General features: G+C 40.0%; 22 protein-coding genes. 11 read left to right on the forward strand and 11 right to left on the reverse strand.

Going from position 1 to position 22925, the window contains the following annotated elements:
- Positions 1-18 precede the first annotated feature (18 nt).
- The gene (locus FTT77_RS02845; RefSeq protein WP_180007039.1) at positions 19-561 is read left to right on the forward strand and encodes a hypothetical protein; all 543 of its coding nucleotides are present in this window, start codon (positions 19-21) and stop codon (positions 559-561) included.
- 130 nt (positions 562-691) lie between these two features.
- Complete coding sequence (locus FTT77_RS02850) at positions 692-1048, forward strand: DNA transfer protein p32 (RefSeq protein ID WP_180007041.1); 357 nt, start codon at positions 692-694, stop codon at positions 1046-1048.
- 50 nt (positions 1049-1098) lie between these two features.
- Here FTT77_RS02850 and FTT77_RS02855 read toward each other — a convergent pair whose 3' ends face one another.
- Positions 1099-1581 carry a DUF4442 domain-containing protein gene (locus FTT77_RS02855; RefSeq protein WP_180007043.1) on the reverse strand — a complete coding sequence of 161 codons (483 nt, stop codon included), beginning with the start codon at positions 1579-1581 and terminating at the stop codon, positions 1099-1101.
- A 128-nt stretch (positions 1582-1709) separates the two neighbouring features.
- Here FTT77_RS02855 and FTT77_RS02860 point away from each other — a divergent pair, with 128 nt between their 5' ends.
- From FTT77_RS02860 to FTT77_RS02885, 6 genes are all read left to right on the forward strand, one after another.
- Positions 1710-2585: an alpha/beta fold hydrolase gene (locus tag FTT77_RS02860; RefSeq protein ID WP_180108816.1), complete on the forward strand. Its 876-nt coding sequence runs from the start codon at positions 1710-1712 to the stop codon at positions 2583-2585.
- A 96-nt stretch (positions 2586-2681) separates the two neighbouring features.
- Positions 2682-4049 (forward strand): Na+/H+ antiporter family protein, encoded by a 1368-nt coding sequence (locus FTT77_RS02865; protein WP_180007047.1) that lies wholly within the window; start codon positions 2682-2684, stop codon positions 4047-4049.
- Between the two features lie 307 nt (positions 4050-4356).
- Positions 4357-4968: an OmpW family protein gene (locus FTT77_RS02870; RefSeq protein ID WP_180108815.1), complete on the forward strand. Its 612-nt coding sequence runs from the start codon at positions 4357-4359 to the stop codon at positions 4966-4968.
- A 156-nt stretch (positions 4969-5124) separates the two neighbouring features.
- Positions 5125-5472, forward strand: a complete 348-nt coding sequence (locus tag FTT77_RS02875) for a lysozyme inhibitor LprI family protein (protein ID WP_180054262.1) — start codon at positions 5125-5127, stop codon at positions 5470-5472.
- A gap of 117 nt (positions 5473-5589) precedes the next feature.
- A complete protein-coding gene (htpG, locus tag FTT77_RS02880; protein ID WP_180108814.1) occupies positions 5590-7509 on the forward strand; it encodes a molecular chaperone HtpG in 1920 nt (639 codons plus the stop codon).
- Between the two features lie 153 nt (positions 7510-7662).
- On the forward strand, positions 7663-7938 hold the full coding sequence (locus FTT77_RS02885; protein WP_180089637.1) for a hypothetical protein: 276 nt from the start codon (positions 7663-7665) through the stop codon (positions 7936-7938).
- Between the two features lie 68 nt (positions 7939-8006).
- Here FTT77_RS02885 and FTT77_RS02890 read toward each other — a convergent pair whose 3' ends face one another.
- From FTT77_RS02890 to FTT77_RS02910, 5 genes are all read right to left on the reverse strand, one after another.
- Positions 8007-9116, reverse strand: coding sequence for a hypothetical protein (locus FTT77_RS02890; RefSeq protein WP_257224693.1), 1110 nt, complete (start codon positions 9114-9116; stop codon positions 8007-8009).
- A 149-nt stretch (positions 9117-9265) separates the two neighbouring features.
- A complete protein-coding gene (locus FTT77_RS02895; protein ID WP_180026786.1) occupies positions 9266-10714 on the reverse strand; it encodes a hypothetical protein in 1449 nt (482 codons plus the stop codon).
- 11 nt (positions 10715-10725) lie between these two features.
- Positions 10726-10905 carry a hypothetical protein gene (locus FTT77_RS02900; protein WP_078189814.1) on the reverse strand — a complete coding sequence of 60 codons (180 nt, stop codon included), beginning with the start codon at positions 10903-10905 and terminating at the stop codon, positions 10726-10728.
- A gap of 351 nt (positions 10906-11256) precedes the next feature.
- On the reverse strand, positions 11257-11454 hold the full coding sequence (locus FTT77_RS02905) for a hypothetical protein (RefSeq protein WP_180089631.1): 198 nt from the start codon (positions 11452-11454) through the stop codon (positions 11257-11259).
- A 234-nt stretch (positions 11455-11688) separates the two neighbouring features.
- Positions 11689-11937 (reverse strand): glycine zipper domain-containing protein, encoded by a 249-nt coding sequence (locus FTT77_RS02910; protein ID WP_218946142.1) that lies wholly within the window; start codon positions 11935-11937, stop codon positions 11689-11691.
- A gap of 237 nt (positions 11938-12174) precedes the next feature.
- Between FTT77_RS02910 and FTT77_RS02915 the strand changes: the two genes are divergently transcribed.
- On the forward strand, positions 12175-12375 hold the full coding sequence (locus FTT77_RS02915) for a dodecin family protein (protein WP_067761311.1): 201 nt from the start codon (positions 12175-12177) through the stop codon (positions 12373-12375).
- Positions 12376-12451: 76 nt separating this feature from the next.
- On the opposite strand, the gene FTT77_RS02920 is transcribed toward FTT77_RS02915, so the two are convergent.
- From FTT77_RS02920 to ompR, 5 genes are all read right to left on the reverse strand, one after another.
- The gene (locus FTT77_RS02920; RefSeq protein WP_111885832.1) at positions 12452-13138 is read right to left on the reverse strand and encodes a DsbA family protein; all 687 of its coding nucleotides are present in this window, start codon (positions 13136-13138) and stop codon (positions 12452-12454) included.
- 148 nt (positions 13139-13286) lie between these two features.
- Positions 13287-13706, reverse strand: a complete 420-nt coding sequence (locus tag FTT77_RS02925) for a GNAT family acetyltransferase (protein ID WP_168377983.1) — start codon at positions 13704-13706, stop codon at positions 13287-13289.
- 128 nt (positions 13707-13834) lie between these two features.
- On the reverse strand, positions 13835-15352 hold the full coding sequence (locus FTT77_RS02930; protein WP_180007250.1) for an acetyl-CoA hydrolase/transferase family protein: 1518 nt from the start codon (positions 15350-15352) through the stop codon (positions 13835-13837).
- Positions 15353-15558: 206 nt separating this feature from the next.
- The gene (locus tag FTT77_RS02935) at positions 15559-17019 is read right to left on the reverse strand and encodes an ATP-binding protein (RefSeq protein ID WP_111885830.1); all 1461 of its coding nucleotides are present in this window, start codon (positions 17017-17019) and stop codon (positions 15559-15561) included.
- A 285-nt stretch (positions 17020-17304) separates the two neighbouring features.
- Entirely contained in the window at positions 17305-18069 is a 765-nt protein-coding gene (gene ompR / locus FTT77_RS02940) for a two-component system response regulator OmpR (RefSeq protein ID WP_078189809.1), read from the reverse strand.
- Between the two features lie 335 nt (positions 18070-18404).
- Here ompR and FTT77_RS02945 point away from each other — a divergent pair, with 335 nt between their 5' ends.
- Together FTT77_RS02945 and FTT77_RS02950 are read left to right on the forward strand one after the other, a co-directional pair.
- Positions 18405-20765 carry a Tex family protein gene (locus FTT77_RS02945; protein ID WP_180007060.1) on the forward strand — a complete coding sequence of 787 codons (2361 nt, stop codon included), beginning with the start codon at positions 18405-18407 and terminating at the stop codon, positions 20763-20765.
- 89 nt (positions 20766-20854) lie between these two features.
- A complete protein-coding gene (locus FTT77_RS02950) occupies positions 20855-22801 on the forward strand; it encodes a DUF2075 domain-containing protein (protein WP_180108892.1) in 1947 nt (648 codons plus the stop codon).
- Positions 22802-22925: the final 124 nt, after the last annotated feature.

Raw genomic sequence — 22925 nt, forward strand, 5'->3', positions numbered from 1 at the left:
ACATAACGGGGTCTTTTGATGAAATTCGCACAGCAATTATTCGCAGTTTCTGCATTATTCAGCTCATTGACAGCGATTGCTGCACCTATGCCCAATTCGATTGTGGTAGAAGATAAAGCTGTAGTTCCAGTACTAAAAACAGAAGTGATTCGCCGTGTTGCAGGTCAAGAACCTGTACGCCAAGTGACTGCAACAGTGTTAGAAATGACCAATAAAGGTCAGGATATCGTGGCACGTGAAATTGAACTTTCTGATCACCAAGGTGATTTTTCTGAAAAGAAATTATCGATTCCTGTACTACAGCGTGGTGGTGTCATCGTCCCGACCTCTAAAATTGAAACCAAGACTACGGTGAAGCAGGACGGTCAGATTATTCGTCAAAACACCAATATTGATGCAGAAGGTGTAGAGTTTAAGAAAGGGCAAGACCCGATTAAACGCACGCTAAAACTAGATCAGGCAACAGATCCAGAAAGCAAAGCCAAACTCTCTCATGCTGTGCTGACTGAAAATGGTGAAACCACAAAAGATTTGATGATTTTGGATGAAAATCCTGAGTGATTTGTGAGCGATTAGGCGTCGTTTTTTACAAAATGCAGCATTTATGCTCCAAGCCGTAACAAGCTATATTTAATTGTTTCATACAATGGTTTTAGAATCATAGGTATTGAAGAAGACAAGGAACATCACAATGAAAAAAGTAATGAGCGTATGCGCAGTCGCGATGATTTCGACCCTAATGCTTGCTGGTTGTGAAAGCATGTCGCCAAATGAACAACGTATTGGTGCCGCAGCTTTAGGTGGTGCCATTGGTGGTGGTGTGGGTAACAACGTTGGTGGTGGTGTAGGTGCAGCCGTTGGTGGGGGTGCTGGTGCAGCTGTCGGCAGTAAAACTCAAAACGGTTCAAACCGAAATGCCACATATAGTGGTGTAGGTGGTGCGATTGGTTCTGCAGTCGGTAAAAGTATCTTTGGTGGTAACACCGGTGCTGCTATTGGCGGTGCAATCGGTGGTGGTGCAGGTGCTGCAATTGAGCAAAATCGCTAATCTAATCCGATAAATTTGAATGAAAAGGCGCTTAAAGATAAGCGCCTTTTTTATTTGCGTGGACGGGGTTGCTTGCGACGAATGTATAGAGTTTTTTGAACTTCAGCGATACGTAAGCCTGCTTCATCAAAAATATTTAAGCTATAGTTCCGTAGAACAGGCGCGTGGTTATCTGCTAAGTTTTTAATATGGTTGATTTCATTTGGGTCGAGCTGGATGTCAGCGTATACCGTTCCACGTCCGGGGGATAAAAATTGGATATTTGCGGCTTTGTCCCACACGATATAACGTGAGCCCAGGTGATGCATCAAAATCAACATATAAAATGGGTCAACCATTGAATAAAGACTCCCGCCAAAATGTACACCGACGATATTTTGATTTTTACGAGTTAATGGCATTTTGACGCGAATGTGATAATTGGCGAGATCAATTTTATCAATCGAAATGCCAGCACCTTTATAAGGGGCATAATGATTGAGTAAGAATTTAGAGACAATAGGCATTGTCATTATTTTCTGGATTAAGCTCATACTGGGTCAATTTTTTTTTATGCTGAACTTTGCATACTAAATGAGTTTCAAAACTGTGGCATTGATCACATTGCCTATGTTCACAAATAAAACGTCAATTCGATGGAATCGATAAAAGGACAAGAAGAATGCAACCACTAAATACGCAATGGGTGAATACCACAGATCAACAACGGCTTTATGTGAAGACATGGGGTGATGAAACTAAGCCGGCATTGGTTTTGGTTCATGGTTATCCTGATAATCAGGAAGTATGGGAACCGGTTATTGAGCATCTTGGTTCTGAATTTTATATTGTGACCTATGACATGCGAGGTGCAGGGCAGTCCTCTGTGCCCCGTAAAGTACGAGATTACCGTTTAGAACAACTTTCACTTGATTTGGATAGTGTGACGCAAGCGGTATTAGGCGAGCGTAGTTTTCACTTAGCTGCGCATGACTGGGGTTCAATTCAATCTTGGGAGTCGGTCACAGAAGCAAAGTTTAGATCGCGAATTTTGTCTTATTCAACCATATCTGGGCCATGCTTAGACCATGCTGCATTTTTATTAAGAGATAACTTTAAACATCAGCAAAAAAAATTACTCAAATTGTTGAGCAAGTCATGGTATATCGGAGTATTCCAATTACCATTTCTTGCACCTGCCGCTTGGCATTTTTTGAATGCAGAGCGATGGGGGAAAATTGTTAATGATTTAGAACGAACTCAACAATTGCCGTTAAATCATAATATTCAACATGACGGTAAATATGGTATCGCGCTTTACCGTGCTAATTTTACTCCTCGTTTAACGCAGCCAAGACAACGTCATGCTATATGTCCTGTGCAAGCCATCGTATTAAAATATGATACTTTTGTCAGTCCAGAATATATTAAAGAATTGCCAAAATGGGTGGAAAATTTATCCGTGGTTGAAGTCAATGCAAATCATTGGGCCGTGCTGAGCCAACCCGAAAAAATTGCAAGTTACATCGCTCAATTTGCGCAATCACAGCAGCTTTAAGTAAATCGTTCAACAGTGGCAGTTTCATCGATAGGGGGCTAAATAGCGAGCAAATTCTGATAAAATACGGTTTTTTGTCAGACTCCCTTTTTTCTTATGTTTGCTATTCTTGCCGCAATTACAGTCATGTTTGGACTGTCGCTGGCACGCGTGCCTGTTGTATTTGCGCTGATCATTGGTGCAGTAACAGGTGGCTTGTTAGCTGGTCTTGGTATTCATGGCACCATCGAAGCGTTTAATAGTGGCTTAGGCAACGGTGCTCAAATCGCACTTGCTTATGGCGTGTTGGGGGCATTTGCTTTGGCACTTGCGCGTTCAGGTTTGCCAGATTTACTGGCTTATCAACTCATTACTAAACTCAAAGGTAACAGTAATGTGAAAGCCCAGAATCGCGTGAAATACGTAATTTTCGCTACTATAGCTTTAGCCGCCGTATGTTCACAAAACGTGATTCCAGTGCACATTGCGTTTATTCCAGTATTAATTCCACCATTACTCAGCGTATTTAATCATTTAAAACTTGACCGTCGTTTGATTGCTTGTGTTCTGACTTTTGGTCTTGTGGCGACTTATATGCTGGTACCTTTTGGTTTTGGTGCTATTTTCCTTAATGATATTTTAGGTCAAAACATCAATACCTTTGGTAAGCCATACGGTTTCAACATCAGCTATGATCAAATTCCAACTGCTATGGCAATTCCAGTATTTGGGATGTTTGTTGGCTTATTAATTGCTGTTTTTTATAGCTACCGTAAACCACGAGAGTATGCTGACGTTCAGGTTAAGGAATCACAGCACACCATCTCATCTGATGTAAAAGCAGATGAAAATGGTAAACCACAAGTCGCTAAATTTACTTTGATTATGGCTGCGGTTGCAGTGGTTGCTACGCTTTCTGTTCAAGTCATATCTGAGTCGATGATTTTGGCGGGTCTGGTTGGTGTTGCGATCTTAAGCTGTGCAGGTATTTTTAAGTGGAAAGAAGCCGATGATGTCATTATCAGTGGTATGCGCATGATGGCACTGGTTGGTTTCATTATGATTTCTGCGCAGGGCTTTGCATCTGTGATTGAGGCTACGAATCAAGTACCAATACTGGTACAAGCTTCGGTTGAATGGATTGGAAACAGCCGAGGTTTAGCTGCATTTTGGATGCTATTGATAGGGCTATTAATTACCTTAGGTATTGGTTCTTCATTCTCAACAATCCCAATTTTGGCCATTATTTATGTACCACTTTGTATTCAATTTGGTTTTAGCCCAGCGGCAACGATTGCCATTATTGGTACAGCAGCAGCTTTAGGAGATGCAGGTTCTCCGGCATCAGACTCAACTTTAGGCCCAACATCAGGCCTTAATATGGATGGTCAGCATGACCACATGAAAGACAGTGTGGTCCCGACCTTCATTCACTACAATATTCCATTAATGATCTTTGGTTGGATTGCCGCAATGGTACTCTAAAAAATTTTCAAAGATAAATAAAAAAGGCGATTATATAATCGCCTTTTTTGTTATTTAATCCTGAGGATTTTGGTTGGATTAAAATAATTCATTTTATTAATTCTGATTAAAAAGGTTGGTATATTATGAATAATAAATTAATTATAACGGTGAAAATATAAAACCAAGCATTGCACTATGATTAAAATAAATATATTTAATTAATAATAACTTATATAATAATGTAATAAATTATTAAATAATGTTATTGCATAATTTTAATACTAATGTTTAATATTAATTATTCATTCTAGAAGGTTGCTTTAAAATGTTAAAACAAGCTGCTCTTATTGCATTATTGGGTATGTCTGCTTCAGCGATGGCTGGTCAATGGCAGGTTAAAGTTGGTGGTTCTGTAATTGCTCCAACTGCAGATACTGATATTGCTAATGGTGCTTTAAATGTAAAAGCAGATCATGAGTTTGCATTTACACCGTCTGTAGAATATTTCTTTAATGACAACATTTCAGCTGAATTACTATTAGCTACACCAATTAGTCATGATGTGGATGTAACAGCTGCGGGTTCAAAAGTTGCTGGTGTTAAATTGAAACATCTTCCACCAACAATTACTGCGAAATATAACTTTAAAAATTCAACTGGCTTTACACCTTACATTGGTGTGGGTGGTACAGCATTTGTTGCTTGGGATGAAGATGGTTCAGGTGTGCTAGAAGGCACAAAGGTTAAAGTGAAAGAGTCTTATGGTTTTGCTGGCCAAGTTGGTTTTAACTACCAACCAGCTGATGCTAAAAACTGGGGCGTATTCTTTGATGCACGTTATGCTCAAATCCAGCCTGAAGTTCAAACAGTTGTCGAAACTTTTGATTTAGATATCGATCCTATGGTGTATACAATTGGTTATAGCTACAAATTCTAAGCTGTAGCTGATCTTAAAACCCTGCCTAATGGCAGGGTTTTTTATGCAGCATATTCCATTCATCAGTTGATCGAATTGAACAAATAGGCAATAGAAAATTAAGGTGGAACTGTTAGAGTCAAAATAAATCAGCAAGTTGGATGAAGAGAAAAGACGATGAAAAAAATTATGCAGGGTATGCTGGTCTTGGGCATTGCTCATCTTACTTCGACAAGTTATGCCGCAAGTTTTGACTGTACAAAGGCGAAAACCATTACCGAACATGCGGTTTGTGATAACCGTAGTATTAATGATGCCGATGTCAAAATGGCAACAACCTATACGATTATTCGTCATTTGGTTCCCATGGGGACACGTGGTGCAATTCAAGATCAACAAATAAAATGGCTACAACTACGCGATCAGTGCCGTGACAATGTCAGTTGTTTAAGTGATGTATATAAAATGCGGCAGCAAAAACTGGATCTCTACATGGACCGCGTTTATAAACAAGGACCTTTTTAAACCTTAAAATTTAGTGCGATAGAATAAAAATTTTCCATTCACACTATTGAAAAATAGTGAAGTCCCTCCATTCATATAGGCAATTGATAATTTTACTCAGTATGAACGGAGAGACTGATGAGCGAACAACAATCTCAAAAACACAGCTTCCAAGCGGAAGTGGCTCAGTTACTGCATTTAGTAACACATTCTTTATATTCAAATCCTGAAATTTTCCTTCGTGAGTTGGTATCAAACGCATCTGATGCCTGTGATAAATTACGTTTTGAAGGGATTAACCATCCTGAATATTATGAAAATGATCCAGATTTACATGTGCGTATTCATTTAAATAAAGAGCAGAAGACAATTACCATTTCGGATAATGGTATTGGTATGACACAACAAGAAGCGATTGATCATTTGGGTACGATTGCTAAGTCTGGCACTAAAGATTTTATGTCGAAGCTTACGGGTGATCAAAAGTCAGATGCACAATTGATTGGTCAATTTGGTGTGGGCTTCTATTCAGGTTTTATTGTTGCTGAAAAAATTACAGTGGAATCACGTCGTGCTGGGGTAAATGCCGCTGAAGGGGTACGTTGGGTTAGTAATGGTACAGGTGAGTTTGATGTAGAGCCAATTGATAAGGCTTCACGTGGAACCGACATCATTTTGCATTTACGCGAGGATGCGTTGGACTATTTAGAATCTGCAAAAGTGAAGCAGATAATTAATAAATATTCAGACCACATTAGCTTGCCTATCGAGATGCAAAAAGAAATTTGGCAGCAAGAAGAAGCAGCCGAAGGCGAAGAAGCTAAACCGGGTCAATATGTAAAAACCGATGAATGGGAAGCGATTAATTCTGCAAGCGCTTTATGGACACGGAACAAAAATGAAATCAGTGATGAACAATATACTGAGTTCTATAAAAACCTGAGCCATGATTTTGAGGCGCCGCTCGCATGGGCACATAACCGTGTCGAGGGAAGTACGGAATATACGCAGTTACTTTATATTCCATCTCGTGCGCCAAGTAATATTTTTACACGTGAAGCCAAAGCAGGGATTAAACTTTATGTGAAACGTGTATTCATCATGGATGATGCTGATAATTTGATTCCAAATTATTTACGTTTTGTTCAAGGTGTGGTGGATAGCGCAGACTTGCCGCTGAATGTGAGCCGTGAATTATTGCAAGAAAGCCGCGACGTGAAAACGATTCGCGAAGGTAACGCCCGTCGTATTTTGACCGTACTTGATGCTTTGGCAAAATCGGAAGATGCTGCAGATCAAGAAAAATTTAAAACCTTCTATGCAGAATTTGGTTCAGTCTTGAAAGAAGGACTGGGCGAAGATATGGCAAACCGAGAGCGTATTTTAAAATTATTACGTTTTGCTACTGCCAGCAACGATGAAGTCGTGACGTCATTGGCGGACTATAAAGCCAATATGAAAGAAGGCCAAAAAGCCATTTATTATGTTACGGCTGATAGTTTGAATGCAGCGAAAAACTCTCCGCAACTTGAATTGTTCAAGAAAAAAGGCATCGATGTGTTGCTCATGACTGAACGTGTAGATGAGTGGGCGATGGAATTTGTATTTGAATTTGATGGCACACCATTGCAAAACGTCGCTAAAGGTGCGGTTGATTTAGGTGACTTGCAAGATGCTGAAGAGAAAAAAGCACTTGAAGCCGCAGCGGAACAATTTAAACCGGTGGTTGAAAAATTGTCAGCATCGCTCAAAGATAAAACTTCAGAGGTTCGCGTAACCACACGCTTAGTTGATTCTCCTGCATGTTTGGTGGTGGCTGAAGGTGAGTTATCACCTCAGTTGGTTCGCATGCTAAAACAAGCAGGACAAGCGGTTCCAGAGTCAAAACCAGTCTTGGAAATCAATCCATCCCATCCTTTGGTGCAAAAATTAGAAAGCTCGGCGCAGTTTGATGATTTGGCGAATGTTATTTTTGATCAGGCGTTGATTGCTGAAGGTGGTTTACCCGAAGATCCAGCCCAATATATCAAACGGATTAACAGCTTATTGCTGAAGTAACCGTGATATGAAATGAACCTCCTTCGGGAGGTTTTTTTATTTGGTTTTTCGATAGAGGGCATAAATAAAAACGTCCATGTTTTAATCTTTAAAATAAATTAAAAATAAATAATTAATCTATAATAGCGATCATTGAATATTGGGAATTGTAAGATGAAAACTTTAGTGATCGCTGTAATGGGTTCGCTGCTCTCTATGGGCCTCATGCAATCTGCTCAGGCAGATAGCGCTACGCAAAAAATGGTGCGTAATGACCGAGTGCAGGTTTCAAAGCAGATCGCACAATACGATATCAACCCTTTTGTCGATAGCCGCCGTGTGATACGAAATGATCGTGCTCAGTACAGCTTTCCTAAAGTGAAAAAAGTCGCTGAAAAGCAGTCGCGTATTGCACGTAATGATCGTGTGAGTGTGATTAAGAAAAACTGAACCTGAGTTATTTAAAAAAGCCCATCCTGTTGAGATGGGCTTTTTTATATGCTGTGTTTAAAGAGGTTTTAAAACAGGGCTTCAAGACGCACTAAAGCGCCCAAAAAGTGGCTTTTATCATCACGATGGTTATTGTGGTAATTGAGATCGCCTTGGATATAAAACCATTCGCGCAGGAAGGGTTGGCGCCATGACACAGATGGCCCCCAACTGTTTAAACGCAGTTGATCGTTATTGTAAAAACCACCTGTATATAGGCCATAGCTGAAGCGGTTGCCTTTAAAAAATTGGTGTTGGCGAAAACTGAAGTTATCCCATTTCAAATCATCATCCTGCGTATCGGCATAGGTCAGGTTGAATTGGTTCGAGATAAAGGGTTGGCCTGGGCGGGCATGGGTTAATTCTAAATTGGTTCTTAGATAATTTTCACTGTCGATGCCATAGCGATAAATCTGTTCTGCTAAAAAACGAAAGTCATTGTCGAGTTGCCATTTTTTAGCTGCTTTTAAGCGGACATATAGGTCATCATCAGAACGTAAACCGAGATCAACGTCAGTTTCGAAGGGCAGTCGATCTGAAATTTCTGACCAACGTAAAGCCAGTGAACTGTTATCTTCACGGGTTTGCTTATTGTCATAATTTTTATCACTACGCCCCGCAGGGTTTTCATTGGTAATTGCAGCATTATTTTCTAATTCATTATCAAGTGAGTCATCACCAAAGACCACACTCAATTTTTTTTCTAAAGTGGGAAGCTTAATTTTACCGCGAATACGTGGCTTAATTTCGTATTCATCGTGCTTATTCCAACTGTTGTCTAAAATCACCCTAAGGGTAGCATTGGCTGGTTTATCAGGCTCACTTTGCCCAAACCAATTATCCATGCGAACGGCCGTTCGATCTGCCCAATTTCGGACTTTCTTCTGTTGTCGATCGGTCCAGCTATTATTTTCCGTTTGTTCTGTTGTCGGAACAATGGGGTGATCTGATTGTTCAGGTAAGAAGGTCGGTGTTGCATCAATCCAACGTGGAATTTGATCTAAAAAATCATAGGTCTTTGGCGTGATATACGATGAATTTTGGTCAGTTTCAGGCACATCCTGCGAATGTTCACCCTCAGTTTCATTGACGACAGCATCAGTTTCATTGGCCCAAGCAACTTGATACATCAAGCTCATTGATGCGGAAAAAAGCAAAGTCCGAATAAAGTACTGTTGTTTTTTATGCATATGTTTTGGCTCTATTTAATTATCATCTGAGTATCCTGCATCTGTAGTTTTGTTATTTTTGTCGGATAAATGCAAGCCAAACTACAAAATAAATGCAATTAATCTTCGGTCATTTGCTTAAGTGCTTGATAAAGCGAAATCACATCAATGGGTTGAGCCAATTGTTGGATCACATTTTGGATGCTTTGCCAATTTAAACCTTGCTGTCGATGGAGGATCAAATAGGGAAGGGCTTGTTCAGTACGCAAGAGTGCCATGCGTTTTTGACCGTGGATTAAACGTATTTTTTGACGTTCTTGTAATAATAACAGCGGGGTATGTAGCGTCGGTTCAGGTTCATCAAAATGAATGAATTTTTGCGTATGAACTAACTGTACCGGGATAAATGGATAATAGTCGTTTTGCGACCAAATCATTTCAGCATGCTGAGACTGTTGATAGAGCTGATCAGGTGCAGCACAGAGTTGCTCTAGACTGTCCCATGATATGACTTTAATCGCGGCAAGTTCATGTTGATGTTGTTGGCAAAACAGCTGAGAGAGTCGAATGGCTTCCATCTGCGTTTGCGCACCAAACAACAAGAGATATTTGATGAAGCGACCTTCGGTATTGATTTGCTCTGCTAAATACAGTGGCTGGTTTTTCCAATCTGTACCATCTGTTGTATGTAATAGAACATCAAGTTGCGTTGTGAGTTCAGGCTGATCTATAAACTGCAATTCATACAAGGCCAATTGCGCATCGATGTTTTGCAGCGTTTGAACGCGAGCGGTATATTGAGCGATTTGAACCTGTTCAGGAAATTCAACGCCTGCCATTGTCGAGTTGAGATGTTCCTCCGATGGCGCATGTGTTGGCTGCTCAATTAGAACAAGAGGAACGGTATCAGGTGCAGAAAGCTCCGGTTTATTTGTATTTGAGTTATCAAGCAACGTATCCGCTTTATTGATTTGCTTATCGCAATGATCTAGATCAACAGATCCGTCTTTATTTATCGCTTCAATTGGCAGTAGGTCGTCCACACTTGCTGCAACACAGCTTGGCGCTGAGATGATTTCATCCTTTAGGCGTAAGGCATGTAGACGTAGATCGGTATCACTGATTAAACATTTATATAGCTGTTGTTGTTCAATTAACCAATCATAGCATTCGCTAAAATTGCCCCATTCACTGAGTAAAGCCGTGCGCTGTTTGGCTGGAATCATCCACACTTGCCAACCTAATTCATGGTCATGCAGCAAGGCCCAACCCATCTCTGGATATTGATATAAAGCATTTTCAAGTGCAGCATCATGGTTAAAATAGCCACGAAATAACCATGAATATGGCGTTTGTTTGGAAAATTCAGTTGCAGCCATTTGTGGCTTAGTTAATGCGCGATAACTTAATATTTGCTTTTGAAAAATTGGTTCATCGCATAAGGCAAAAATTTCATGAATCCGACGTTTAGAAAGCGCCGTTTCATAAAAACTTAAAGCACGATGTTCAAGTTGATGGGTCAGTACATGGATTTCTTTTATTAATTGTACTTTCTCTTGTAAATTCATTTGTCCGCTTCCTAAAGGACTTTTTGTGCTTTTTCTAAATATTTAGCCAATACAATATTGGTTGCAAGTTCTACTAATTTATATTCAGCCGAATTCGGGTTTCGATATGTATTGGCCAATTCAATCAGGCGTTCAATATCGATGACCTGCGGTGAAATTTTTCCTTGTATCAGTGCCTGAAGTTCTTGCATAGGACAATGTAAATTTAAAAATAAAGAAGTCGATTAGTTCATTTGATTATAGAGATTTCATTAAAAAAAACATGGAAATAAATGTCAGCTTCTACAAATTAAGTGTTGAATATGACAATTAATGCGCATTTTGTTTAAAAATAATACCAAATCATCAGCTTAAAGATACGCTTTGCAAATTTTATCGCGGCATAGTTGGATCAATTTTTTTGAAGTCATCATCAGCGATTGAGCGCTTTTAGATGTTCATTTTTAATGTTAAGTAAAGAATAAAGCCCAAAGTAAAGGCACATAAAATAAAAAACCGATGGTGGGAGCCATCGGTTTTTTTATGGAAAAATCAGCTAAAAATTAAGCTTTTTTTTCTGTGTTTGTGATAACTTCAGTTGTATCAGCAGCTGGAGCTTGGCTCTCTGCATTGGCAGTTTCAGCAGTTTCAGCAGTTACAGCTTTTTTTACTGGAAAATCTGGTACGTAAACGATTTGTGCAGAAACAGTTGCAGAAAGCGCCATCACAGCAACAGCCATAGCATATTTGATTGCGTTCATTTGTGTATTCCTATCAATCATTAGTAACTCAAAAATTGAGTCAGGGAGAAAATTAATCACTTGAATTTATGTGAAAATAATATCAAAAAATAATCAATTAAAAATGATCGATTCGGCAACACAAGATAAATGGTAGGATTTAATATTTATATAAAACAGTCTATTAGAGTTATTGCTCTAGAGTTTTTATTAGCTGAGTGACAGCGGCGTATCACTCAGATATAGATGAAAAATCTATGAATGTTTGGCACATTTCTTTTCATAGACTTTGCCTGCGATACCACCAATAATGGCACCACTAATAGTACCAAAAACAGGCAATATACTGCCTGCAACAGCTCCGATCGCAGCACCTTTGACGGTCGGAGAAAAACGTGAGAGAAAGCTATTCTTCCCTGTTTGGGACTCGTTGGTGGTTGTTTGAGGGGTTGTATTGGTAGATAGTTCGGTTTCAGCAGAAGTTGCTTGAGGTTCAATAGTCATGACATTACTCCCGAGCATGATCGTTTGAAGAATGAAGCTTTTAGCCTAATCGGTAGTGGCCTTGGCTTAAACAGAAAGCATGTAATAAATGATGGTCAGTTTGTAATCCCTCGAAGTGGAATTCACTCCTGTGTAAGACATGTAATATTTTGCTGTTTTGATGTTTAAAAAATAACCAAAATAAGTGACTTAATCATATGATGAAGATTCAAAATCATAACAATGAGGATAAATACAATGTCTGTTGCTAAAGTCGTTGAAGTAAATGCAAGTAGCACAAAAAGTTTTGAAGATGCAATCCAAACGGGAATTAATAAAGTCACTGAAACCGTAAAGAACGTTCAGGGTGCATGGATTAATGAACAAAAAGTTGTGGTGAAAGACAATAAAATTGCGGAATATCGAGTGAACTTAAAAATCAGCTTCTTGGTGGAATAAGTTTCATTTTATTGATGTTAAAAACTGATCATAAAAAATCCCCGAAGTTCGGGGATTTTTGATTGAACGCGCTGAATTATTTTTCAGGTGTTTCACAGCTTTCATCATTACAGACAGGTGTAGGAGCAAGCTCAGGGAGTTCCGCAGCTTTGTCCATCACTTTTTTAAATACATCTTTCGGTTGAGCGCCTGCTAAAGCAATGCGTTGCTCAAACACAAAGAACGGTACACCCGTAACTTTAAGTTGATCGCGTGCTACTTCTTCGTCGTATTTGACGAAATCAGCAAATTCATCTGAGTCTAATAAGTCATCGACTTCAACAGGGTTTAGACCAATACGAGATGCAACGTCTTCTAAGGTTTCACGTTCACCAATGGCCAAGCCTTGCGTCATATAGCTATAGAAGAAAGCTTCTTTGGCTTCACTGCCGAGACCTTTGCTTTGTGCAAGATGAATCAAGCGGTGCGCGTTGAAAGTATTGCCTGAATTGGCTTTTTGCCAGTTAAATTCAATACCTTCAGCTTTTGCCATTTCGGCGATATTGCGCTGCATTTCTTCAACTTCTTCAATACTGCGGCCATATTTTTGAGCTAGACGTTCAGTATTAGAAATTTCTAGGCGAGCGGGCGCATCTGCGTCAAGTTGATAGCTATGCCAAAACACTTCAAGCTCTACACCCGATTCTTCGGCAGCAGCTTCAAGGCGTTTTTTCGCAATATAACAAAATGGGCAAACCACGTCTGACCAGATATCTACACGCATGGGAAATCTCTTTTCTATGTTCTGGGAAAATGATGGGGGCAAATCCTAAAATTTAAAGCCAAGCAATGCAATCCATTTTTGTTTCGATGGCGCAATGTCGAATTTTTTTGATGTTGATACAAGGCTTGACCGAAGATTTGTCTGGCCACTAATCCGTGATTAAACGTTTACCCAAACAAATCACTTCAACCTCTTCATAGCCCAATTGTTCATAAAAATTTTGTACGTCAATGTTGTCTTGGCGAATCAGTAATTGAAGTTTGGGGCAACCTAAAGCAATTAAGCGTTTTTCTAATTGCTGAATGAGGGCGGTAGCGACGCCATTTCGCTGAAAATGTGGATGTACGGCAAGATAATTGACCCAGCCTCGGTGTCCATCATAGCCACCCATGACAGTTGCGATTAATTGATCATCTTTGACAGCCAATAAAAATAGTTGGTCACGTTGAGCCAATTTTCGAAATATATCAATTTCAGGGTTATTCCATGGACGGGTCAGATCACACAGTTCCCAAAGTGCAATCACTTCATCTAAATCAGATTCGAGATAGGGGCGGATAATAAACATAATTTTTGTTTTAGCATGTATTTTGACCAATTTAGATTAGTCGAGTTTTGCAGACTTGATAAGTCATATTGAAAAATAAAAGCCATAAAAAAAACGCTCCGAAGAGCGTTTTCTTATTTCACTGTCAATTAAGCAGTTTTAACTTCTGGTTGAGCAGCTAACATGTGGCCGTTCTCTTCGAAGTTGATGTGCCAAGACAATGCTTCACGTAGAAGGTGAGGTGTTTGACCACCTTTCGCACATGCACGGTCGAAGTAATCATTTAGCGCATCACGGTACATAGGGTGAGCACAGTTGTCGATTACTGCACGAGCACGTTCACGTGGAGCAAGACCACGTAAGTCAGCAAGACCTTGTTCAGTAACTAAGATGTCAACGTCGTGTTCAGCATGGTCAATGTGAGAAGCAAATGGAACAACAGAAGAAATGTCGCCGCCTTTTGCAATTGATTTAGTCACGAAGATCGCCAAGTGTGCATTACGTGCGAAGTCACCTGAACCACCGATACCGTTCATCATTTTTGTACCGCAAACGTGAGTTGAGTTCACGTTACCGTAGATATCAAACTCAAGCGCAGTGTTGATACCGATGATACCTAAACGACGTACAAGTTCTGGGTGGTTAGAAATTTCTTGTGGACGTAATACAAGTTTGTCTTTGTATTGTTCAAGGTTATTAAATACTTTTTCGCCATATTTAGCAGAAAGCGTAATAGAAGAACCTGAAGCAAATTTCATTTTGCCTGCGTCGATCAATTCAAATGTACAGTCTTGAAGTACTTCAGAGTACATGATCAAGTCTTCAAAGTTTGAATCTTTAAGACCAGTCAATACTGCGTTTGCAATTGAACCGATACCTGCTTGTAATGGACCAAGGTTTTTCGGTAAACGACCTTCTTCTACTTCTTTTTCAAAGAAAGCGATCAGGTGGTTTGCAATACCTTGAGTTTCATCATCAGGTGCAGTCACTGTAGATGGAGAGTCATGCAATTCGTTGTTAAATACGATACCTACGATTTTTGAAGGATCGATGTTGATTGCATGTGTACCAATACGTTCGTCAACTTGAGTCAATGGAATCGCTTGACGTGTTGGACGATACGTTGGGATATAAATATCGTGTAAGCCTTCGAATGCTGGGCTTAAGTTGGTGTTAATTTCAACAATCACTTTTTCAGCAAAAATTGCGAAGCTTGCAGAGTTACCTACAGAAGTTGTAGGGATGATGCCACCATCTTCAGTGATCGCAACAGCTTCAATAATTGCTACATCAGGCTTTTTAAGCTGAAGGTTACGCATTTGTTCAACTGTTTCAGACAAATGCTGATCGATGAACATTACTTCGCCTTTGTTGATCGCTTTACGTAATGTATTGTCTACTTGGAACGGTAAACGACGAGCAAGAACACCTGCTTCAGTCAATTTTTTGTCCAAATCGTTACCCAAGCTCGCGCCAGTAATTAGGGTAATTTTAAGAGGATTAGCATGAGCCTGTTGAACCAACGCTAAAGGTACAGCTTTCGCTTCACCTGCGCGTGTGAAACCACTCATACCTACCGTCATACCATCCTGAATGAATTCAGCAGCTTTTTCTGCGCTGATAACTTTGTCGTGAAGGGCAGCTAAACGGATGCGATCTAAAGACATCATATACTCTCGTGAAATTCTCAAAACTGATACGGATTGTACCGATCAAAAAAGCCATTTTGCATACCTGTTAGGCTAAGGTCTAATTTTTTGAAAAAATGTGGGTATAAGATTTTATTATGTTTTTTAAACTACTGAATAATAAAGTTAAAAATATCAATGGTTAAAGCTTAAACAAAACTGTTCGTTGCTTTTTTGAACGCTTGTTAAAAGCGTTCAGTTAAACTTTGCTTAATTTTTTCCAATGGGCTGTTGTTTAATATTTCATCATTTTCGAGTTTTTGCAGTGGTAAAGAAATGATCGCTTCGAGTCCACCTTCTGCTCGATTGTGAATTGAAAGTTGACCTTCGTGAATATCCACAATACGTTTTACAATGGCTAAACCGAGTCCACTGCCTTGAATGGTACGTGCATCATTACCACGTACAAAAGGTTGCATCAGGTCTTCAATTTGGTCTTCTGGAATCCCTTCGCCATTATCGGCAACGCGAATTTGAATATGGTCGCCTTCATATTCGGTAGACAGTTCAATTGGCTCGGCACCATAGCGTTTTGAGTTATTGATTAAATTGCCTATTAGCCGTTTTAACGACAGGCTGCGTGCTTGAATAATCGGTAAGTCTTGGGGTTCAAAGCGAATATCTAAGGGTTTAAATTGAATCACTAATTCCTGCAATAACGCATTTAAATCGGTATCTTGCGGAACTTCATCTGAACCATCTCGCATATACGAAATGAACTGATTCAGAATCGCATCCATATCTTCAACATCATAGATCAGACCTTCTTTTAGAAAGTCATCATCAGGCATCATTTCTGCGCTGAGTCGAATACGGGTCAGCGGAGTACGCAAATCGTGGGAAATACCGGCCAACATAATACGACGGTCACGTTCAGTTTGTTCCAGCGTGTAGACCATGTGGTTAAAGGCTTGGTTCACTTCACGAATTTCTTGTGGCCCATGGTTGGTTTCTAAATAGGGGGCAGTGCCGTGTTTACTGTAGTTGTTGGCCGCATCTTGTAAACGTTTTAGCGGACGGTTGAGCTGACGAACCAAGGTTAAAATAATGATGCCGGCAATTAGAGGAATACCCAATAACCAGCCTAAAATCAGCTCTGCGCTATAGTTGGCATAGGTTTTTAAAGGCTCGCGAACCCAGTTGCCATTCATTTCTGGAGTTTGAATCCAGATGCGTGGGTCAGGTTTAAATTGGAAATACACGGTCGCATTATCAATGCGCATTTCTTTGGCCAGTTTCTTTTCAATTTGATTGGTAAAGAACTCTGCAATGACTTTGTCTTTGACATTGGGGAATTCTTTCGGATCGGTCACATATTCGATCCCGACACGGTTGCGCATCCAGTCGTCGACATCCACTTCGGCATTGTTATGAAAAATCCGTAAATCAGGATTGTTAATGATTTCAAGCTCGACCGCGAGGTAACGAGCATGTTGTTGAATTTCGGGTAAATAGAGTGTGCGCCAAAAGAACCATAAGGACATAAACAGGCTAAAAAACACCACAAATAAGACCAATACGGTGGTCCGCATGGCTGCAGAGCGGGGTTTGATTTTATCGAGGAAGCGTTCCCAAGGTGTCCGTTTTTTTTCGGAGTAGGTAACGTAGTCGGTAAATTCCTGTGGGTCGATGGGTTCGAGTTTCACGCTATATCCCTAGAGTAAATTTTAGAGTGTGAGATCAATTAACCCTGTTGGATACGCGTTCAGGTCATACGCAACTGTTCGAGGCAGGAAGCATGGAATAGATTATGTTTCTGCGATGATTCTGATATGAAGCAGAAATGAGACGAGTTTTGCGTATGACAATGGTTTTGCTTACTTTTGCCGAAACAAAAGTAAGGCGAACCGCAGGTTATTGGATAAATTTAATGTTCAATGAAAAGACTCCGCCTAATGAACGGCGGAATTTTTTATTACTATTTATTTGGATTATTCAGCACCATCTGGAACAAAGACATAACCCACGCCCCAAACGGTTTGGATATAGCGCGCACGTGCAGGGTTTTCTTCAACTAAACGACGTAGGCGAGAAACCTGAACGTCAATTGAACGTTCCATGGCGCCCCATTCACGACCACGAGCAAGATTCATTAACTTGTCGCGTGTCAGTGGTTCACGAGGGTGTTGAACTAATGCTTTGAGTACGGCAAATTCACCCGTCGTCAATGTGACGACTTGACCTTCACGGGTTAAGGTACGTGTAGATAGGTCGAGTGACCAAGGACCAAAAGACACCACTTCCATTTGTTGGCTTGGTGCGCCCGGCACTTCACGCACTTGGCGACGTAGTACCGCACGAATACGAGCTAATAGCTCATTCGGGTTAAATGGTTTTGGTAAATAGTCATCTGCACCGGCTTCAAGTCCAGCAATACGGTCTGAATCGCTACCACGAGCGGTCAGCATAATGATCGGGGTATCGATGCTAGATTGGCGCAGACGGCGACAAATACTCAAGCCATCTTCAACAGGTAACATAAAGTCGAGCACAATCAGGGAAAAGAGTTCCCGCTGCAACAGACGATCCATCTGAGTCGCATCATGTGCGGTTTTGACCACAAAACCTTTATCTTCTAGGAAGCGTTGTAAGAGGGTGCGTAGACGCACATCATCATCGACAACCAGAATGCGTTCGACTCGGTCGGTTTCGGCTTGTACGGCATCTGTTTTTTCAGCAGGTACAACTAAACTCATGACGTGCTCCTTATTCTTTATTGTCATCGTAAACAAAAAGTCGATTTCACTTGAGTATACGATTCATTTATATAAATTTACTATGCTCTAAAGCAACAAATATTGCAGTTAAAATCAAGACATAGATACCAAATGTATACATGTTGTTCGAATCAGTTTGCTTATCTAAGTCTCGCTAATTTGCTGTTTCATAGTCAGTTTCGTAAAAAAATGTGTATTTGAGATGAACTGGCATTAAAAACCACGAATAAATTTATAAAAACAATTGTGGATTTTATGGTCTTGGTCTTTATAATCATGGCTTTTAGAACTTATCCTTGCAGGGATCTAATACGATGACTGACTTAGTTCAGCAGTTGGCAAAAGAAATTGCCGTACGTCCAAATCAAATTGAAGCTGCCATCAAGCTCATTGATGAAGGTGCCAGTGTTCCATTTATCGCACGTTACCGTAAAGAAGTGACGCAAGGTCTGGACGATACTCAATTACGTCAGCTCGATACACGTCTGACTTACCTGCGTGATTTATTTGAGCGCCGTGAAAAGGTAATCGAATCTCTAAAAGAACAAAACAAGTTATCTGATGACTTACTTGCTCGCGTGAATGCAGCAGAAACGAAAAATGCTTTAGAAGAGATTTACGCACCGTACCGTCCAAAACGTACCAGTAAATCATTTAAAGCCAAAGAAGCGGGTTTAGGCCCAATCGCTGAAAAAATCTTTAATGAAGCGATCGATCCTACGGAAGCTTTGGCAGGCTTTAGCCATGAAGATTATGCAGATGTTGAAAGTCAACTTGATGCGATTCAACACATTTTAATTGATGAATGGGCACAAAATATTGCATTAACCACTGAGCTAAAAGCGACATTTGCGAAAACTGCAGTGTTGAAAAGTTTAGTTGCAAGCGATGAGAAAAAAGAAGTCGGTAAAAAATTCCGTGATTACTTTGATTTCTCTGAAAGCTTAAATAAAGTCCCTTCACACCGTTTATTGGCGATGCTCCGTGGCCGTCAAGAAAATGTCTTGGGCTTAAAAGTCGATGGTGAAGATGATGCACCATTGGCTCGTATTGATACTGAATACAATTTAGAAACAGCACAACCACAAGCGCGTGCAGATTTCTTAAAACAAACTGCAAAATTGTTCTGGCTCGGTAAAGTTCGTCCTGCGATTGAACATTCATTATTGACTGAAAAACGTTTGGCTGCTGAAGCTGAAGCGATGGATGTCTTTGCTGAAAACCTACGTCATTTATTACTTTCTGCTCCTGCAGGCGCACGTTGCACATTGGGTGTAGACCCAGGCATCCGTACGGGTGTGAAATTGGCTGTTGTGAATGCATCAGGTGATGTCCTTGCACATAGCACGATTTACCCATTTGCTCCGAAAGAAGACAAAGCTGGATCAGTGGCTGAACTTGCACGTCTATGCCGTGAGTTTAATGTTGAACTGATTGCCATTGGTAACGGTACTGCAAGCCGTGAAACTGAAGCTGTTGTAGCTGAAATGATGGCAGCAAATACAGACTTGAACTTGATTCGTGTGTCGGTATCTGAAGCAGGCGCGTCGGTTTACTCAGCATCTGAATTGGCGTCAAATGAATTGCCAGATTTAGATGTATCGATCCGCGGTGCTGTATCGATTGCACGTCGTTTACAAGATCCATTGGCTGAACTTGTGAAGATTGATCCTAAATCGATTGGTGTGGGTCAATACCAACATGATGTGAACCAAACCGGTTTGGCAAAAACGCTAGAAGCGGTTGTGGAAGACTGTGTGAACTCAGTAGGTGTTGATGTCAACACAGCATCATCTGCTATTTTGGGTTATATCGCGGGTCTAAATAAATCGATTGCACAGCAAATCGTTGAATTCCGCAAAGAAAATGGTCGTTTTGATAACCGTCAAAGTTTGAAGAAAGTACCTCGTTTAGGCGAACGTACCTTTGAACAAGCAGCAGGTTTCTTACGTATTCAAGATGGTTCTGAACCATTGGATGCATCTGCAGTTCACCCAGAGTCATATGACTTGGTGGCAAAAATTGTGGAAGCAAAAGCGACGACTGTAAAAGATATTATTGGTAATACTGAAATTATCCGTCAGATCGATGCAGCAGCATTTGTAAATGACCAATTTGGTTTACCGACAATTCAAGACGTTTTATCTGAACTTGAAAAACCAGGCCGTGACCCACGTCCAGAGTTCCGCACGGCTAAATTCCGTGAAGACATCACAGAAGTGGCGCAGTTGACTGAAGGTTTACAGCTTGAAGGTGTGGTTACGAATGTAACCAACTTCGGTGCATTCGTGGATGTGGGTGTACACCAAGACGGTTTAGTGCATATTTCTGAACTTGCAAATGAATTTGTTGCAGATCCGCACAAAGTCGTGAAACCAGGTCAAATTGTTCAAGTTCGTGTCTTGAATGTCGATGTTGAACGTAACCGTGTCAACTTGTCTATGCGTGCAGAAGGTGCTGCTGCAGCGAAACCACAACGTCAACCACGTCGTGACAATGCCCAGCAAGAACAACGTGGTGAGCGTAAGCCACATGCGAAACGTCCACAGCATGCCCGTCCGCAAGGCGACCGCCCACAAGGTCATAAAAAACCTCAAGCAGCGAAACCACAAGAAAATAAAATTGGTGGTTTAGGTGCGTTGTTATTACAAGCAGGGATTAAAGGTTCGAAGTAATCTTTAACTGTTAAAAAAACCTCCCATATGGGAGGTTTTTTTATATAAGATTAAAACAATCAAAGCTTAAATAAACTTAGAAGATCATGATGTTACGTAGTTATTATCAGGGTTCAGTGCAACAATTCATACATACAAATGAACAAGAAATTATGGGGGCTTTGGCACTACAGCATGAATTTGCATTGGAAGATTTACAAAAGAACGCTTGGTTAAAACAAATTGAGATTTTAAAACAACAGTTGGATTTTTTAGATGAGGGAGAAATCTTTTTTGAATTCTCTATTCCACGGATGGGTAAGCGCGTAGATAACATTCTTTTGATACGTAATTTAATTTTTGTTATTGAATTTAAAGTAGGTGAAAAGAGTTACCCACAATATGCTAAGACTCAGGTCATAGATTATTGTTTGGATTTGTTGAATTTTCATGAAGGTAGTCATCAGCAAAAGGTCATACCACTTTTAATTTCAACCCAAGCTCAAAGTTGTGAACAGTCATGGTCAGCGGTATCCACTTATCAAGATACTTTATGCTGTAACACCCATAATTTACGGATTGTAATCGAACAAGCGCTTTATCAATTTGCAGGTCTTACGCAACTTAATATCAAACAGTGGGTTGAGTCTCGATATAAACCAACACCCACAATTATTGAAGCAGCTCAGGCGTTATATCAAGGTCATACAGTGGATGAAATTTCTAGAAGTGATGCCGGTGCAAAAAATTTAGCGATCACTTCGAAAAAAATCGAACAAATTATTGAAGATGCAAAATTAACAAATAAAAAAACGATTTGTTTTTTAACGGGTGTACCTGGTGCAGGAAAGACATTGGCCGGTCTTAATATTGCGAACCAGCGTTTAAAAACAAATGAACAAGAACATTCTGTATTTTTATCTGGGAATGGTCCTTTAGTTGATGTTTTACGTGAAGCATTGGTTCGAAATACCGTGGAACTTGCTAAGCAACAAACAGAAAAAAAGACGCGATCTGAGGCAGAACGTGAAGCCAAAGCCTTTATACAAAATATTCATCATTTTAGAGATCATTATTTGAAATCAAATGAGGTGCCAATCGAAAAAGTCGTTATTTTTGATGAAGCTCAAAGGGCCTGGCAAAAGGATCAGGTTTCAAACTTTATGAAACAGAAAAAAGGTATTGATAATTTTTCGATGTCTGAACCAGAGTTTCTCATTAGTGTTATGGATCGCCACGCTGATTGGTGTGTCGTTGTTTGCCTGATTGGTGGTGGGCAGGAGATTAACACTGGAGAAGCAGGTGTTTCTGAATGGCTATCAGCATTAGAACATAAATACCCGAAATGGAAGATCTACTTTTCTAACAAAATTTTGCAGGATAAAGTCTATTTAACTGATCCTAAACAACAATTCTGGGTTCAAAAAAATGGAAAAAATGAGGAAGATTTACATCTTGCTGTTTCTGTCCGGTCATTTCGCAGCGAACAAGTTTCACATTTGATTCAACATGTATTAGATGGTGATGCAAAGTCCGCGAAAGAAACTTACCATATGATGTCCCAAGATTATCCTATTCTGCTTTGTCGTGATTTTAATGTTGCTAAACAGTGGTTAAAAAGAAAGGCTAAGGGTTCAGAGCGCTTTGGGGTTATTGCTAGTTCGGGTGCCAGACGTTTAAAAGCCGAAGGTATTGATGTAAAGAATAAAATAACACCTGCAGATTGGTTTTTGAATTCAAATACAGATGTACGTTCTGCGTATTATTTGGAAGATATTGCAACTGAGTTTGATGTGCAAGGCTTGGAAATAGATTACAGTTGCGTGGCATGGGATATTAATTTTTATTTTGATCAAGATTGGCAATTTCAAGCCTTTAAAGGTAGTCGATGGCAAAATATAAGGCAAACTGAAAAGCAGAAATACCTGTTAAATGCATATCGAGTGCTACTGACTCGGGCGCGACAAGGTATGGTGTTGTATATACCATCTGTAGATGACAGTGACTGGACTCGTCCCAAGAAATATTATGATTCGACGTATAATTTTTTGAAGTAATGTGGTTTCAATACGCTATAAAAAACCTCCCATTTGGGAGGTTTTTTTATTTCTTTTAAGGCCTATCAAAGATAAATGAGCTGAATCTTAAACTTCGCAATAAAGTGTAAAAATCACACAAATC

This window comes from Acinetobacter sp. YH01010 (assembly GCF_013420775.1).
GTDB classification, from domain to species: Bacteria; Pseudomonadota; Gammaproteobacteria; order Pseudomonadales; family Moraxellaceae; genus Acinetobacter; species Acinetobacter amyesii.

Bases quoted from the DNA above. Each gene is read 5' to 3' on its own strand.
- FTT77_RS02900 (WP_078189814.1), bottom strand. From the start codon at position 10,905: ATGCAAGAACTTCAGGCACTGATACAAGGAAAAATTTCACCGCAGGTC.
- FTT77_RS02910 (WP_218946142.1), bottom strand. From the start codon at position 11,937: ATGACTATTGAACCTCAAGCAACTTCTGCTGAAACCGAACTATCTACC.
- FTT77_RS02915 (WP_067761311.1), top strand. From the start codon at position 12,175: ATGTCTGTTGCTAAAGTCGTTGAAGTAAATGCAAGTAGCACAAAAAGT.
- FTT77_RS02925 (WP_168377983.1), bottom strand. From the start codon at position 13,706: ATGTTTATTATCCGCCCCTATCTCGAATCTGATTTAGATGAAGTGATT.
- ompR (WP_078189809.1), bottom strand. From the start codon at position 18,069: ATGAGTTTAGTTGTACCTGCTGAAAAAACAGATGCCGTACAAGCCGAA.
- FTT77_RS02890 (WP_257224693.1), bottom strand. From the start codon at position 9,116: ATGAGCTTGATGTATCAAGTTGCTTGGGCCAATGAAACTGATGCTGTC.
- FTT77_RS02905 (WP_180089631.1), bottom strand. From the start codon at position 11,454: ATGAACGCAATCAAATATGCTATGGCTGTTGCTGTGATGGCGCTTTCT.
- FTT77_RS02850 (WP_180007041.1), top strand. From the start codon at position 692: ATGAAAAAAGTAATGAGCGTATGCGCAGTCGCGATGATTTCGACCCTA.
- FTT77_RS02945 (WP_180007060.1), top strand. From the start codon at position 18,405: ATGACTGACTTAGTTCAGCAGTTGGCAAAAGAAATTGCCGTACGTCCA.
- FTT77_RS02865 (WP_180007047.1), top strand. From the start codon at position 2,682: ATGTTTGCTATTCTTGCCGCAATTACAGTCATGTTTGGACTGTCGCTG.
- FTT77_RS02920 (WP_111885832.1), bottom strand. From the start codon at position 13,138: ATGCGTGTAGATATCTGGTCAGACGTGGTTTGCCCATTTTGTTATATT.
- FTT77_RS02845 (WP_180007039.1), top strand. From the start codon at position 19: ATGAAATTCGCACAGCAATTATTCGCAGTTTCTGCATTATTCAGCTCA.
- FTT77_RS02930 (WP_180007250.1), bottom strand. From the start codon at position 15,352: ATGTCTTTAGATCGCATCCGTTTAGCTGCCCTTCACGACAAAGTTATC.
- FTT77_RS02885 (WP_180089637.1), top strand. From the start codon at position 7,663: ATGAAAACTTTAGTGATCGCTGTAATGGGTTCGCTGCTCTCTATGGGC.
- FTT77_RS02950 (WP_180108892.1), top strand. From the start codon at position 20,855: ATGTTACGTAGTTATTATCAGGGTTCAGTGCAACAATTCATACATACA.
- htpG (WP_180108814.1), top strand. From the start codon at position 5,590: ATGAGCGAACAACAATCTCAAAAACACAGCTTCCAAGCGGAAGTGGCT.
- FTT77_RS02860 (WP_180108816.1), top strand. From the start codon at position 1,710: ATGCAACCACTAAATACGCAATGGGTGAATACCACAGATCAACAACGG.
- FTT77_RS02895 (WP_180026786.1), bottom strand. From the start codon at position 10,714: ATGAATTTACAAGAGAAAGTACAATTAATAAAAGAAATCCATGTACTG.
- FTT77_RS02875 (WP_180054262.1), top strand. From the start codon at position 5,125: ATGAAAAAAATTATGCAGGGTATGCTGGTCTTGGGCATTGCTCATCTT.
- FTT77_RS02870 (WP_180108815.1), top strand. From the start codon at position 4,357: ATGTTAAAACAAGCTGCTCTTATTGCATTATTGGGTATGTCTGCTTCA.
- FTT77_RS02855 (WP_180007043.1), bottom strand. From the start codon at position 1,581: ATGAGCTTAATCCAGAAAATAATGACAATGCCTATTGTCTCTAAATTC.